General features: G+C 41.0%; 16 protein-coding genes. 3 read left to right on the top strand and 13 right to left on the bottom strand.

Going from position 1 to position 14,445, the window contains the following annotated elements; genetic code table 11:
* Positions 1-24: 24 nt before the first annotated feature.
* From B3B27_RS06075 to B3B27_RS06120, 10 genes are all read right to left on the bottom strand, one after another.
* On the bottom strand, positions 25-987 hold the full coding sequence (locus B3B27_RS06075; protein ID WP_286847112.1) for a hypothetical protein: 963 nt from the start codon (positions 985-987) through the stop codon (positions 25-27).
* Positions 988-1,282: 295 nt separating this feature from the next.
* Complete coding sequence (locus tag B3B27_RS06080; protein ID WP_286832871.1) at positions 1,283-2,491, bottom strand: alanine dehydrogenase; 1,209 nt, start codon at positions 2,489-2,491, stop codon at positions 1,283-1,285.
* On the bottom strand, positions 2,488-3,027 hold the full coding sequence (locus B3B27_RS06085; protein WP_238867625.1) for a shikimate kinase: 540 nt from the start codon (positions 3,025-3,027) through the stop codon (positions 2,488-2,490). Before B3B27_RS06085 ends, B3B27_RS06080 begins: the two co-directional genes overlap by 4 nt.
* A 28-nt stretch (positions 3,028-3,055) precedes the next feature.
* On the bottom strand, positions 3,056-4,456 hold the full coding sequence (gene cls, locus B3B27_RS06090) for a cardiolipin synthase (RefSeq protein ID WP_286832872.1): 1,401 nt from the start codon (positions 4,454-4,456) through the stop codon (positions 3,056-3,058).
* Between the two features lie 26 nt (positions 4,457-4,482).
* Positions 4,483-5,409 (bottom strand): ribosome small subunit-dependent GTPase A, encoded by a 927-nt coding sequence (gene rsgA, locus B3B27_RS06095; RefSeq protein WP_238869510.1) that lies wholly within the window; start codon positions 5,407-5,409, stop codon positions 4,483-4,485.
* A 35-nt stretch (positions 5,410-5,444) separates the two neighbouring features.
* Entirely contained in the window at positions 5,445-6,002 is a 558-nt protein-coding gene (frr, locus tag B3B27_RS06100; RefSeq protein WP_238867627.1) for a ribosome recycling factor, read from the bottom strand.
* Positions 6,003-6,218: 216 nt separating this feature from the next.
* Positions 6,219-6,926 carry a UMP kinase gene (pyrH, locus tag B3B27_RS06105; RefSeq protein ID WP_238867628.1) on the bottom strand — a complete coding sequence of 236 codons (708 nt, stop codon included), beginning with the start codon at positions 6,924-6,926 and terminating at the stop codon, positions 6,219-6,221.
* Between the two features lie 101 nt (positions 6,927-7,027).
* Positions 7,028-7,783, bottom strand: a complete 756-nt coding sequence (locus tag B3B27_RS06110; protein WP_286847114.1) for a biotin--[acetyl-CoA-carboxylase] ligase — start codon at positions 7,781-7,783, stop codon at positions 7,028-7,030.
* A complete protein-coding gene (locus B3B27_RS06115; protein ID WP_238867630.1) occupies positions 7,767-8,129 on the bottom strand; it encodes an MmcQ/YjbR family DNA-binding protein in 363 nt (120 codons plus the stop codon). The genes B3B27_RS06110 and B3B27_RS06115 overlap by 17 nt, the downstream gene beginning before the upstream one ends.
* 109 nt (positions 8,130-8,238) lie before the next feature.
* Positions 8,239-8,601, bottom strand: a complete 363-nt coding sequence (locus B3B27_RS06120) for a YraN family protein (protein WP_286832876.1) — start codon at positions 8,599-8,601, stop codon at positions 8,239-8,241.
* A 168-nt stretch (positions 8,602-8,769) separates the two neighbouring features.
* On the opposite strand from B3B27_RS06120, the gene B3B27_RS06125 reads away from it, so the two are divergent.
* Both B3B27_RS06125 and B3B27_RS06130 read left to right on the top strand, forming a co-directional pair.
* Entirely contained in the window at positions 8,770-8,994 is a 225-nt protein-coding gene (locus tag B3B27_RS06125; RefSeq protein WP_238867632.1) for a hypothetical protein, read from the top strand.
* A gap of 113 nt (positions 8,995-9,107) precedes the next feature.
* Entirely contained in the window at positions 9,108-9,542 is a 435-nt protein-coding gene (locus B3B27_RS06130) for a nucleoside deaminase (RefSeq protein WP_238867633.1), read from the top strand.
* A gap of 288 nt (positions 9,543-9,830) precedes the next feature.
* Here the strand turns inward: B3B27_RS06130 and B3B27_RS06135 are convergent, their stop codons facing one another.
* The 3 genes from B3B27_RS06135 to B3B27_RS06145 form a co-directional block, all read right to left on the bottom strand.
* Entirely contained in the window at positions 9,831-10,379 is a 549-nt protein-coding gene (locus tag B3B27_RS06135; RefSeq protein WP_238867634.1) for an NADPH-dependent FMN reductase, read from the bottom strand.
* Between the two features lie 353 nt (positions 10,380-10,732).
* A complete protein-coding gene (locus B3B27_RS06140) occupies positions 10,733-11,140 on the bottom strand; it encodes a DUF134 domain-containing protein (protein WP_238867635.1) in 408 nt (135 codons plus the stop codon).
* 200 nt (positions 11,141-11,340) lie between these two features.
* Positions 11,341-12,714, bottom strand: coding sequence for a Gfo/Idh/MocA family protein (locus tag B3B27_RS06145; protein ID WP_238867636.1), 1,374 nt, complete (start codon positions 12,712-12,714; stop codon positions 11,341-11,343).
* A gap of 486 nt (positions 12,715-13,200) precedes the next feature.
* Between B3B27_RS06145 and metG the strand changes: the two genes are divergently transcribed.
* Positions 13,201-14,445: methionine--tRNA ligase (metG, locus tag B3B27_RS06150; RefSeq protein WP_286847115.1), on the top strand; the 1,245-nt coding region annotated here is incomplete at its 3' end.

Raw genomic sequence — 14,445 nt, forward strand, 5'->3', positions numbered from 1 at the left:
GCGCTCCCTTATTTATTCTTATTTTCATTCAACTTTTGTTTTTAGGATAAAATAATCCGTAGGACGACTACTGGTGAGTTCTCCCGTAAAAAAACGTTTTTTGCCTGTTTTAGGATTGGATATATACACCTTGTAGGGCACGGAATATCTCTCTACTTCATTAAAGATCAGTATTTTTCTTTTGTCGTAGGCATCAACGGTTACCTCTACCGACAACTTCTTGTCCAATGGTGCTTCAAGCTCCTGTTCCATAATTCCAAAAGACGCTTTGGTGTTATGTAATACGGGTTTTGAATCAACCAGATCAGGGATGGCAATTTCAGGGAGCGTAGCGCCGAGTAACCGTCGGAATTTTTGTTCGTCCCAATATCCGGCGGGGTTATAAAAGAGAATCTTCCGCGTCGATTTTTTAAAAGGATAGCATGTGAGGGTAACGGGAGAGGAAGAGTTTTTGTTATCGACAACTAAAGATTCCATTTCGTTAAGAGCGCCCTCATTTATTTCAAATTTTTCCCAATCGTAAACCACACTGTCTATTTGATATTTGCTTGTGGGAGCCAGCAGAAGCTTGATCTGTTGCTCTTTGTAATCATTGCCAACTTTTATCAGCATGGTTACATCCTCATTCATGAGATTTTCATTGAGTGTAAGCTGCAGTTTGTTGCCACCTCTTTTCTCTACACGGAAATCTATAAAGTCGCTTAAGAAATAAACAGTAGCCGGTTCTTTTTCACCGAAAGGAAAAGAGACGGGTTCACCATCGAGGGTATATGCACGGGTAGTAAATGGGGCGTCCATAAAAGAAACAATATCAATCAGCCTCCAGTTGTCTGACTTAAAATTGATTTCCTTTCTGTTGTTCGTTTCCGAAAGTACAACATCCATCTGTTCTCCGGGAAGAAAATCTTCCACAAAAATATCGCTATTGCAACCGGATATGAATATCAGGATGCTTAAAAACAGCGATTTATGTATTTCCTTTTTCATATTTTATGCTTCTATTACCTACAGACACACTGATAATCAACTGATAAGTTTATACCGTTCATCGTAACTTTCAAAAGATTATCTATTGATTTTTGTGCGACTTACAATGAGAATTAACCATTACTACAGACGCATAATATGGAGAATTGCTGCATCATTAAATGTTAACAAAAACTAACCATCCAATCTCCCTGCTCAATGATACGATTAACCCCCCGTATCGGATATTTATATTGTGCATTATTGAAAATAATACAATTGATAGAGATATACAACGGTGAATTAAAAATGAATATCAATACCCGTGCAGAAAGAGGCCGATGTCCGACACCGGGAAATTGAAATGATTGGCCACGTAGGAATTGACCATTTTCCCAGCATACATGTAAAAGCCAGAAGCAAAACCCCGGTCGAACCGGGCAAAATGGTCCACCCCTCCGCAATCGGCCATAGAAGAGAACAGCGTTACAAAAATATTGCTCAAAGCGATGGAAGAAGTACGTGCCACACGCGAGCTAAGGCTCATCTCACAGAAGTGCAACACCCCAAATTTTTCAAAGATTGACGGATGGCCAGGCAAACAGGCCTCCATTGTGGTTTCGAAACATCCTCCCTGCGCCATACGCAGGTCGATTATGATGGCCCCTCTCTTCATTTCCCTTATGAGGTCGCCGGAGATACGGTAAAAGTGTGATTTGTTGATATACTGCATTGCGCCAATAACTACATCGGCAGAGCGAAAAACATTTCTCAGCACGTTGGGTTGCAATATAGAGGTGAAGACCGGACTACCCAATTCGTGACGAATATTCCGCAGCTTCGATATATCGTCATCGAACACTTTAACCGATGCTCCCAGCGCCATGGCTGCCCTGGCAGCCATGGCGCCGGCCACACCGGCACCAATGATTACCACTTCAGTGGGTGATATGCCGGGGATGCCGCCAAGAAGGATTCCCTTACCACCATGGGCATTGCTTAACAGCTCGGCAGCCAGCGTAATGGAGGAAGCTCCTTCAATTTCGGAGATAGAAGTAACAAAGGGTGACACGCCGGTTTCATCATAAATAAGTTCGTAAGCGAGCGCATTAATCTTTTTCTCCGACATCAATTCAAGCAGTGGTGTAGAAAGCCTGTGAAGGTAGAGAAACGAAAAGACTGTACTTCTTAATCGCATCATCTGAACTTCTTCCAATGTTGGAGGCAAGATTTTAAGGATAAGATCGGCTTGAAAAACCTCTTTTGCTGTCTCTACAATCTCAGCACCCGACTCAGCATAATAGCTGTCGGAGTAGTTTATCATATACCCCGCCCCTGCTTCAAACAATACCCTGTAGCCAGATGACACCAACAGAGAAACAGCTTCAGGGGTAAGAGCCAGACGTCTTTCCACCTCCTGATTTTCTTTGGGTATTCCAATAACAGTTGAAACCTTTTGTTTCTCTGCTTTGAGTAATAACTCACGCACAAAAAACGAAGTGCTTTTTTGAGAATCGTTGATCATTCTTTTTTTTTGTATTTTAATTGCTCCTCAACTCCGCGAACCGTTAAATTAATATCCTCTTTGGTAATCATTCGGTCAGTATGATAAACAATTTGCGCTCTTTTGTAATAACACTCTCTTTGAGCCAAATGTTCCGTTATAAACGGAATAATCTCCTCTCTTGGCTTACCTGCAATAAGCGGGCGTACAGTTTTCGATGCCAGCAGACGGGCAGCAAGTTCTTCCGGATCGGCCTGAATATAGACGGTGGTGCCGGCTTTGTTCATAACATCCATATTATCGAAAAAACATGGTGTACCTCCGCCTGTAGAAATTACCACATCTTCAATATTGGCCACTTCTAGAAGTGCCCGGTTCTCTATTTTTCGAAATTGCTCCTCCCCTTTTTCCGCAAAAATATCAGATACAGACTTCCGGTATTTGTTCTCTATAAATGCATCCAGATCGATAAATGATAGTGATAAAGACCTGGCCAGCCGTTTCCCCACGGTGGTCTTCCCCGAACCCATATACCCTATAATAAAAATTCTATTCATACTCATTTACTTTCTGATTATCGCCACCTCATAATAATGGAGCAAAAAGTCGCAACAAAGATTCAAAAAAACGTTGCATAACGGGCCTCTTAACCCATTCTCTCATCAACACCAAATCAGAAAAGCGTTGATCTTCAACAAAAATATCATTGGCCTGCTCCCCAAGTTTTTCATCATAAATAAATGCCTCAACCTCGAAATTCTGTTCAAAACTTCGTGAATCAAAATTGGCAGATCCTATTAGAGTCAGCGAATCATCGAACATCATCATTTTAGAATGAAGAAATCCCTTATGATATTTATATACTTTCACACCTGCTTTCAACATATCCTTTATATATGAACGTGATGCCATCTGTACTAACGGCACATCAGATCGTTTAGATATCATGAGCCTTACATCCACTCCGCGAATAGCAGCAGCCTTCAGAGCATCTATCATTGCATCGGGAGGAAGAAAATATGGAGTCTGAATGAAGATAGATTTTTGGGCATCGTAGATTGCCTGCATTATGCCGTGAGATATCTCGTTCTCTTCACTCAATGGGCCGCTGTTAACGATCTGCATGGGACACTCCCCAAAGTTTCCCAGCATAGGAAAATAATTGCGCGATGTAATCAGGGTTTGAGAAACAAAATACCAGTCGATAAGGAAAACCGACTGCAATCCCTGAACTCCTTTACCCTCAATCCGAGCATGCGTATCTCGCCAGCAACCCCAATCGAATCCCATTATGTATCGGTCAGCAATATTCATTCCGCCAACATATCCTATCTGTCCGTCTATAACCACTATTTTGCGGTGAGTCCTGTAGTTCAATCTTGAAGTGATTGCAGACCAGGTAAGTTTTAAAAAAGGCTCGGTTTCTATGCCGGCTCTACGGAATTCTTCCAGGAATTTCTTCTTAGCTTTCCTTGACCCGAAACTATCATAAATGATACGTATTTCCAGTCCCTCCCTAGCTTTACGAATAAGTGCCTCCTGCACCTTCATGCCTATCTCATCATCATTCAAAACATAATATTCTATGTGAATATGTTGTCTTGCCTTTTCAATATCAGCGAGCAAATGATCGAACTTGTCTTTTCCTGAGGTGAATAACTTCACATTATTTCCCCCCAGCAAAGGGGTATAATCCAAATTTTGCAGCAATTTAACTATGTTGGCATGTTTTTCAGGAAAAAAAATCTCCACCGGCGTATCCATCTCATCCAAAGGACGCTTTTTTAGTTTGCTGTACATCCGCCTTGAGATTACATATTTTTTTGTTGTATCCTGCCCGAAAACAGCATACCATATGATTCCTATGAAAGGCAAAAAGACAACAGCAAGGATCCATGCCACAGTTTTAATGGGATTCCTGTTCTCCGAAATAACCACCACCACAATACTTATCACCGTAAGGAGATAAAGTAGCTCAATGATCATAAGCAATGTATTGTTCAACTGCATGGTTATATCCGGTATTTACCGTCACTAATATCTTCTAAAATATTCAGGTAGGAATGATATCGGCTTTCACTGATATAATGCTCTTCCACTGCTTTAAGAACAGCACAATCGGGTTCATTAATGTGCAGGCAGTTATAATATTTGCATTTCTGAGATATTTTGAATATCTCAGGAAAATAGTGCGATACTTCTGCCGTGACCATATCTATAGTTCCGAATCCCTTGATACCGGGTGTATCTATTATATATCCGCCATTATCCAGTTCTACCATTTCGGAGAAAGTGGTGGTATGCATCCCTTTGCTATGATATTCTGAAATTTTACCCACTTTCTGTACCGATTCACCCTGCATTTCATTGATGATGCTTGATTTTCCAACACCTGAATGACCGGCCAGCAGGACAATCTTATCCCTGGTAATCTCTTTGAGTTCGTCAACCCCTTGTCGGGTTACCATGGAGGCTTTTATACAGCGATAACCGATAAGAGAATAGAGATGAACCATGCTGTTCATATAACCGGTATCTTCCTCATCATACAGGTCTGTTTTGTTAAAAACGAGACAGACTGGGACCGAATATGCTTCGGCAGTAACAAGGAACCGGTCAATAAACACAGTTGTAGTCTCGGGTGAGTGTATTGTGATACAGAGCAACGCCTGATCGATATTTGCGGCGAGTATATGTGCATGTTTGGAAAGCTTGGAAGACTTGCGGACAATATAGTTTTTACGATCTTCTATATCGGTAATAAAAGCCGTGCCATCAAGATTTACATCCATGAAAACAATATCACCCACTACAACGGGACTTGTACTGCGGATTCCCTTAAGCCTGAGGTTCCCTTTTGCTTTACACAGAAAATCATTGCCGCTTTTATCGCGTACCAGATAGGTGTTACCGGTATTTTTAATTACAAGCCCTTTCACCCTCTTCTGGTTATACTCCTCTCCGCCATTCGTCATTAAACGGTAAGTATTTCTTTCTCCTTTTCGGCAAACATATCATCCACTTTTTTGATATATTTATCGTGGAGTTTCTGAAGCTCATTTTCACCATCTTTTCCCATATCTTCCGGGAGACCGTCTTTAACCGCTTTTTTCACTTCATCAATACCCTCTCTTCTGGCATTTCGTATACTTATCTTAGCATCTTCGGCTTCCTGCTTGGTCTGTTTCACAAGTTGTTTTCTGCGTTCTTCCGTAAGGGGTGGTATACCCAATCGTATAACTTCTCCGTTGTTTTCGGGTGTGATACCTACATCGGAGTCCTGAATGGCCTTTTCCACTACTTTCAACATAGGTTTTTCCCACGGTTGCACCATAATGGTCTTGGCATCGGGCGTGGTTACCGTTGCCACATTCGACAGAGGAACAAGGCTTCCATAATATAACACACGAATTCCGTCCAGAATACGAGCGTTGGCACGACCGGCCCTGATACGTGAAAATGTCTCATCCAGGAATTCAAGGGTCATTTGCATTTTTTCTTCTGTCTCTTTTTTAATTTTCATTGTTTCCATAACTATCTATTATTTTTGTTGTTTTCAAGTCTTATCAAAATAGTTTAACTGACACTAGACTATTGCTTGCTATGGCATAGCCCAAATGAATTCGTCCTCTGTATATCATTTAATGCAAAAGTTGCTCGTCATGACAAAGTCCATGCAAGCATGGCCTCTATTCATTTGACTTAAGTAAATAGTGTGAACAAAAATAGTGAAAAAATTTTAATTTCTCTACAAATGTACCACTGTTCCTATATTATTGCCATCTATAAGCTTTTTAAGGTTACCGAAAGTGTCCATATCAAAAACCACTACAGGCAAGTTGTTCTCCTTGCACATGGTTGTAGCTGTCAGATCCATCACTTTCAATCCTCTGTCGTAAACCTCATCGAACGAAATACTCCGGAACTTAGTGGCTGTGGGGTCTTTTTCGGGATCCGCCGTATAAACGCCATCTACACGGGTACCTTTAAGCATTGCATCAGCCTCTATCTCAATTGCTCGTAACGCAGATGCTGTATCTGTCGTAAAAAAAGGATTTCCGGTACCTCCGGCAATTATTGCTATCTCTCCTTTTTCCATAGCTTCAATAGCCTTCCACTTGGAATAGAATTCTCCTACCGGTTCCATTCGTACAGCTGTAAAAACACGGTTTTTTTGTCCCACAGAAACAAGTGCCGAGCTAAGTGCCAGGCTGTTGATTACTGTGGCAAGCATTCCCATCTGATCACCTTTTACACGGTCAAACCCTTTGGTAACACCGCTCACCCCCCTGAAAATATTGCCTCCACCAATCACAACAGCTATTTGTACACCCATATGTGAAACTTCTTTTATTTGTTCCGCATATTCTTCAAGGCGTATTTCATCTATCCCGTACTGTTTGCCGCCCATAAGCGATTCACCGCTGAGCTTGAGTAAAATTCGTTTAAATTGCATATATCATGTTTAATTATTTGAGTTCGAAATAAAAAAATCCAAAATATAAGACCTCTATTTGTACTTAACTCTGTTTTATTCATGAAGTATCTCATGTACAATCATTCATCAATAAAAGTCACTTCTTTAAATGAGTATCTCCTCCTAACTTCATTTTCCAACGTTTTCAGTACTAAATGTCCCGTTGGCAGCACATTCTCAATTATGGCTTTAAATTTACCGTTTTTGTCTTCAAACCAATAATAATCGTTTATACGGTAGAGATCGAGCATATACTCATCCTCAATAGAATTGGTACCTCCATGCTCAAATTCACGATAGAGCATAAAAAATTCCCTCATAAATATGTTAAATATGTATTCCATGTCCTGTTCCGATCCTGTAATTTGCTTCAGGGAAACCGGATTAGGCAAATCGGGCGGAAAAATCTGCTGATTTATGTTTATACCAATACCAATAACCGAGTTCTCAATTTGCTTTCCCTGTATATCGTTTTCTATGAGCATACCGCCTATCTTTTTGTCTTTCCAATAAATATCATTGGGCCATTTTATTCGGATGTCGCTTACAAACTGGTCCAGCGTATTTTTGACAGCCAGTGAAGCTATACGCGAAATAATAAACTGTCCGTTAGCCTCCACGTTTTTTGGATATATCAGGAGGCTGAACAACAAGTTTTCTCCTTTCGAGGAAAACCATGATGTACCCATTTGTCCACGCCCCCCGGTCTGATATCCGGCAATCACAACCGACCCCTCTTCAGGATGTTCTTCCCTGGCAATTTTTTTTAGCATGAGGTTTGTTGAATCAACCTCATCGACCCTTATTGTTAGACGCTCTTTACTTAACTGATCCATAATATAGGTTTTGATGTTTTTTGGGTAATTTTTTAATTACCTCATCAACGGAATGATATATCCATTTTTTGAGTTCCATGTCGGGCATATCGCCATCGAGGTATATGGTGTTCCAATAGGTTTTGTTCATATGATAGGCACCTTCAACACACTCATATTCATCTCTTAACTTTATCGCCAGCTCAGGATCGCATTTCAGGGTAATGCTGAATCTGCCGGTATCAGTGGGAATCAGCGCAAACATCTTGCCCATAACCTTCATCACAATGGTTACATCGTCAAACGGTGTTGTTGCTTCTGAACCATGAACAGCAAGGCAAAAATCGAAAAGCTCTTCTATATTCATTGTCTTGAAGAATTCATAAATTAAACCCATTCCACCATAGAAATGCAAACCCTAAGCTTCATGCAGCAAGTAGTAATAATGCAATCGCTACAATCAAGCTGCAATATGTTTACAGAAAGGGCAAAAAAGCATCTTCAATATGCTCCAGCTCAAATTGTTGCTTATTCCACACTACAGCCACAATATCGAACCGGGCAGGCTTATCTATACAATTCATTTTCAGATAAATGCCAGCCGCTTGAATCATACGCCGCATTCGATGCTTCCCAATGGAATCCTCAGGATTTCCCCACTCTGTAGATGTACGGGTTTTAACCTCTACAAAAACGATATATTCACCCTCTTCCGAAATAATGTCGACTTCATAACCATGGCATTTCCAGTTTCTTTTAACAATACGGTGTCCTTTCGACTTTAAATAATTCACCGCCGCATCTTCACCTTTCCATCCCAGTTCATTGTGTTCAGCCATCTTTATTGTACCCAAAAAGCGTGTATACATCGTAAAAATACAAATTTACACCATAAATCCTTCTTTTTAGTGAAAATATTTTGTTTTTTTGTAACAGCAACGGGAAAGAGAATGCAACCTGTTATTAAACCCGTGTGTATTTGTATTAGGAATTTCAATAGTTGATTAATGGGAATAAAGAGTTACAAGATTCAAGGCAGAACGAAAACACGCACTAAAAAGGCTGAGTTTATGCTCAACGACGAAGAGTATGATCTTATCCATTTCTATCTGAAAAAATATAAGATCACCAACCGATCCCGTTGGTTTCGCGAGACCGTTCTCAATCATGTACTGAGAAATATGGATCAGGATTATCCTACTCTTTTCGAAGAAAATGAGATGAGGCGATAATAATTTTTTAATAATCTGTTCATTTAACATGCAAATATTGATTCATCGGTTGCTATAACATATCATGGACACAGAATCAGATTATCAAACATAATAATACTGGAGGCAAAAACGTGTTAGACGACGAATATTTTATGAGGCAGGCACTTCAGGAAGCTCATAAAGCACTTGAGAAGGAAGAAGTTCCCATTGGAGCTGTTATAGTTATTAATCAGCGCATTATAGCTCGCGCACACAATCTCACGGAGATGTTGAATGATGTAACTGCACACGCCGAAATGCAGGCAATAACAGCTGCCGCCAATGTACTTGGAGGAAAATACCTCACTGACTGCACATTGTATGTAACAGTGGAACCTTGTCCCATGTGCGCTGGTGCCCTTCGGTGGGCACAAATATCACGGATAGTTTACGGAGCACCGGATGAAAAAAGAGGGTATTCGCGCATCTCACCCTATCTACTGCATCCAAAAACTACAGTCAACTCCGGCATTATGGCTGAAGATTGTGCTGATCTGATAAAGATGTTTTTTACACGTTTCAGGTAATCCGTTCACAGTAAATGGGAAATAATCAATAAACGGAAATCTATTTTCCATTTTAGTAATTTTCGTAAAAAACTGCAAAATATAAAGAGGGCAAACCAGATACAATTTTGATTTCACCCTCTTTTATCCGTACTTTTATGGTAGACAAACACAAATACTCAAATCTCGAATACTGAATTTGCTCCGAGAGTCCTTAATAACTACAAGCATTATGCTCCGCTTGCAATGAAAGAGACATTTCAAAAGGTACTCAATATTTGTTTAATATTTGGAATTTATCTGATCTGGTCAGAACCTATAAACCCATTCAGCAAAAGCATTTACCCAACTTTGAAGAAACTTACGGGTGTCATCATTTTTCAGGCTGTTGTTTTCATCGAACAGCTGCAGCGAGTTCCCTATATATGCTTCCGGTTGCTGCATCATATATACGTTAAGGAAAACCATCGGCTGACGTAGTGCATGATTAGCTGATTCACCACCTAAGGCGCTCATTGAGCTGCTTACTATTGCGCCCGGTTTGCCGCCCCATTTATTTTGCCCATAGGGTCTGGATGCCACATCAAGCGCATTTTTCATTACCCCTGAGATAGATCTGTTATATTCGGGGGTAAAGAATAGGAAACCATCGGCTTCGCCGATTTTCTTTCTAAACTCAATCCACTCTAAAGGTGGATTTAAATCGAGGTCTTCATTATAATGTGCAAGTTGCCCTATCTCAACAATCTCCAGATCAAGTGAATCTGGAGCTAATCTTATCACTTCATTTGCCAATTTTCTATTGGCCGATTCTTTACGAAGGCTGCCTACCAATACGGCAATTTTCTTTTTACTCATATCTGAATCTTATTAAAGGTGCATTAATATTTATAGAAAATATTGAATGGAGATAACTCCATAAAATAATTAATATAATAACGTCATTATCACCTTTTTTGTTCCATAACAAATATTGATGAGCTATTGATACTGGTTTTCATAAAATATTTAAATATTTCTTGCCTGTTTGTCTTTCCGATAACCGGTGCATTTGTCCAAAAGATGAGTGCTGTCTTTTGTTTTGTCAAAACGAAGAAATATAATTTTTAAAATGAATTAAATCATTAATTAATAGATATTTATATATTGAACAATTTACATATGAAAGATGGAAATAGCCATTATTTCGTAAACCCTCCGCTCGCCTGCTGCTATTCCTTCTCCCTGCTCAATTGAACAATATCTTCCGACTCACAGCTTCTGCAGTGATCAGCTTTTTTCATGGTAACCATCGTCTCATTGCAACTATGGCATTTATACCAATAATCATCCGTTACATATGCCCCGCCTCTAAAAATAATCGCTCTTCCTTCAATTAGAGCTTTTGCCAGTTTTCTTCTCGCACCATCAAGCAGGCGTGTGAATGTGGGCCTGGAGACACCCATCTTTTCTGCTGCCTCCTCCTGGTAAAGACGTTCGTAGTCGGCCAACCTGATTGCTTCCAGCTCCTCATATTGGAGTACCACAGTATCCAACTCCCTCCTGGGTACTCCGAACGGCTTATATCCATCCATCAATGGCGGTTTCATTACTCTTCTGTTTTTTCTCCTCTTTGGCATAATACGTTTCCTTTATAACAATCTGCTTTCTGCTTTAAATGTAACTTTTACAAAATAGAATATTTTAACAATACTTCGGTAATTATTTTTTAAACATCTGACAATCAGCAAAAAGTGCTACTGAGTTTTGGGCAGGTATACTTTGTTGCAAAGTAATGGATTACATGGTGTTTCAAAACTTTTTTACCGGAATATTTTTTTTAAATTTTCGGCAATTTCCAGGGAGTTCTGTAATTGGCTTTAATTAAACTGTTCGCCTCATCACACCCTATGAACTTTCCTGCCTTAATATCCCAATCCAAAGCACTACCAACTCGGCAGGAGATATTTGCCATATGGCTAAGAATGGCAACTTCTGCACCAATAGCTACATCGGCATTGGGCAGTTTGCGCGAACGAATACTGTCAAGCATATTACCAGCATGCAGATACAAACCTTTGCCCTGCCCTTTTCTTTTTTCCACAGCCTCCATGCGTAGCGTGTTGGGTCTCTTTTCGTCGTCACAAGGATAGCAATAGGGGTAATTACGACTGTTGACAGCCTGTTCAGGCACCACTTCCCAGCCGTTGCGTGTAAGAATTAGCGTACCATTTTCACCAAGGAAAGCAACACCCTCACGCAGCCCGAACAACCCTGTTCCTATTCCACAAGCATGATCCCAAATAATATTGAAACCCGGATACTTATAGGTCACCATCAGAGTGTCGGGTGTCTCCATGGCATCATCGGGGTATCCATACTTTCCGCCGGCTCCATAAACATATGAAGGCAATCCAACATTCATTCCCTTCATCGCGTAATCGAGCAAGTGCACCCCCCAGTCTGCCATCAATCCGCCGGCATAATCCCAGAAGAAGCGAAAGTTATAATGAAATCTGTTCTGATTAAAATCGCGCTTTGGTGCAGGACCCAACCACATGTCGTAATCTACACCGGCAGGGGGTTGCGAATCGGGCACTACCGGCAGTGTCCATTTGCTGGTCTGATAAGCCCACACTTTAACGGTTCGCACACGTCCCAGTTGTCCACTTTGCACATAAGCTGCAGCTTCATCCCAGTGAGGATCGCTCCGCTGCCATTGCCCTACCTGCACAATCCGGTTATATTTTCTGGCAGCCTTAACCATCAGCCCACACTCTTCAATGGTGTTGGCAAGAGGCTTTTCTACGTATACATCTTTACCTGCTTCACAGGCTGCAATCAGCTGCAGGCAATGCCAGTGGTCGGGGGTGCCAATAATTACCATATCCACATCTTTGTTATCTATTACCCGGCGCCAGTCCTTAACCAGTTGTGGTGGTTTTTTACCGGTTAGCTTCTCCAAGTCAGCCGCACGCTTATAGAGCCACTGATCATCCACATCACATATAGAGATACATTCAGTTTCCGGGTATTGCAAGAACGCTTTCAGGTTGCTCCAACCCTGATTGCGGCAGCCTATCAGGCCTATTTTGATTTTATTCCCGGGAGTTGTCTTCCCATATATTGAAGAAAATGATTTCCCCATCAACGGAGTTAAACTTAAACCGGTTGCTGTAACAGCAGATTTTTTCAAGAAATTTCGTCTATCCATGATAATTGCAGTTTAAAATTCGCATTGCGCATTTAAAAATACTTTATGATTCTACCAAAAACAAGGCTTCTGTTGAAGCCGGTGGGTTTGAGGTATATAAAACCTATGATAAGGCAAAGATAATAAAGTTAGGATAAGTAAAATAATAATTAGAGTCTTAAACACCATTAACAATACAGTCATGTTCTGATCGCACTGGTTCAAGACAAAGATAGGAAAGTGTATATTGGCACCATTAACATATCAGTTGACGAAACAGATATGCTCTGATCAGGAAAACAAACCATACCGCACAACTTTGTTTAGGGTCAGTATAACTCTGAATAAATAGTTGTTCTTTGTTTTATAATATTTTGAAGCGTCCACGGGCAATAAAAGAGCTATTTTTAGTATCTTTGCAGCTTTAAATTAGTAATTATAGATTACGTAAAGTAGTCGCAGGTATAACTTACACGTAATATGCAAACCGTAACCCGAAACTCGAATATGTCAAAAAAGTTTAAACGTACTCTTATTACATCAGCCCTGCCATATGCTAATGGCCCGGTACACATCGGCCACTTGGCTGGGGTATATGTACCAGCCGATATCTATTCCCGCTATCTGCGCCTCAAAGGAGAAGAGGCACTTTTTATAGGAGGATCCGATGAACACGGTATTCCAATCACTATAAAAGCCAGGAAGGAGGGAGTTACGCCTCAAGATATAGTGGACCGCTACCATAAACTGATTAAAAAATCGTTTGAAGAGTTCGGTATCACATTCGATATATACTCGCGTACCACATCAGAGATTCACAAAAAGACAGCATCGGACTTTTTCCAGACACTTTATGAAAAAGGAGAATTCGAGGAACAGGAGAGTGAACAATATTATGATGAAGAAGCGGGCCAGTTTCTGGCAGACCGTTATATCACTGGCACCTGTCCCCATTGCGGAAACAAAAATGCCTATGGCGATCAGTGTGAACAGTGCGGCACTTCACTAAGCCCCAACGACCTGATCAACCCGAAATCGACTCTCAGCGGCAGTGTCCCGGTAATGCGTAAAACAAAACACTGGTACCTTCCTCTCAATAAACATGAGGCATGGCTACGACAGTGGATCCTTGAAGATCACAAAGAGTGGAAAAGCAATGTGTATGGACAGTGCAAATCATGGCTCGATCTTGGACTGCAGCCGCGTGCCGTTAGCCGTGATCTCGACTGGGGTGTCCCTGTTCCTGTGGAAGGAGCTGAAGGTAAGGTGCTTTATGTTTGGTTCGATGCACCCATAGGATACATCTCAAACACAAAAGAGCTGTTACCCGATGAATGGGAAAAGTGGTGGAAAGATAAAGATACCAGATTAGTACATTTCATAGGTAAAGATAATATTGTTTTCCACTGCATTGTTTTTCCGTCTATGCTCAAAGCGGAAGGGACCTTTAACCTGCCTGACAATGTGCCTGCCAACGAATTTCTGAACCTTGAAGGTGATAAAATATCCACATCACGCAACTGGGCAGTATGGCTGCACGAATATCTGGAAGAGTTTCCCGGTAAACAGGATGTGCTTCGCTATGTGCTCACCGCCAACGCTCCCGAGACCAAAGACAACGACTTCACATGGAAAGACTTCCAGGCGCGCAATAACAACGAACTGGTGGCGGTGCTGGGTAACTTTGTGAACCGGGCGCTGGTACTCACCCAGAAGTATTTCGACAACAAGGTTCCTGCTGCCGGGGAGCTT

The sequence above is a fragment of the Proteiniphilum sp. UBA5463 genome (genome assembly GCF_002427225.1).
Taxonomy (GTDB): Bacteria; Bacteroidota; Bacteroidia; order Bacteroidales; family Dysgonomonadaceae; genus Proteiniphilum; species Proteiniphilum propionicum.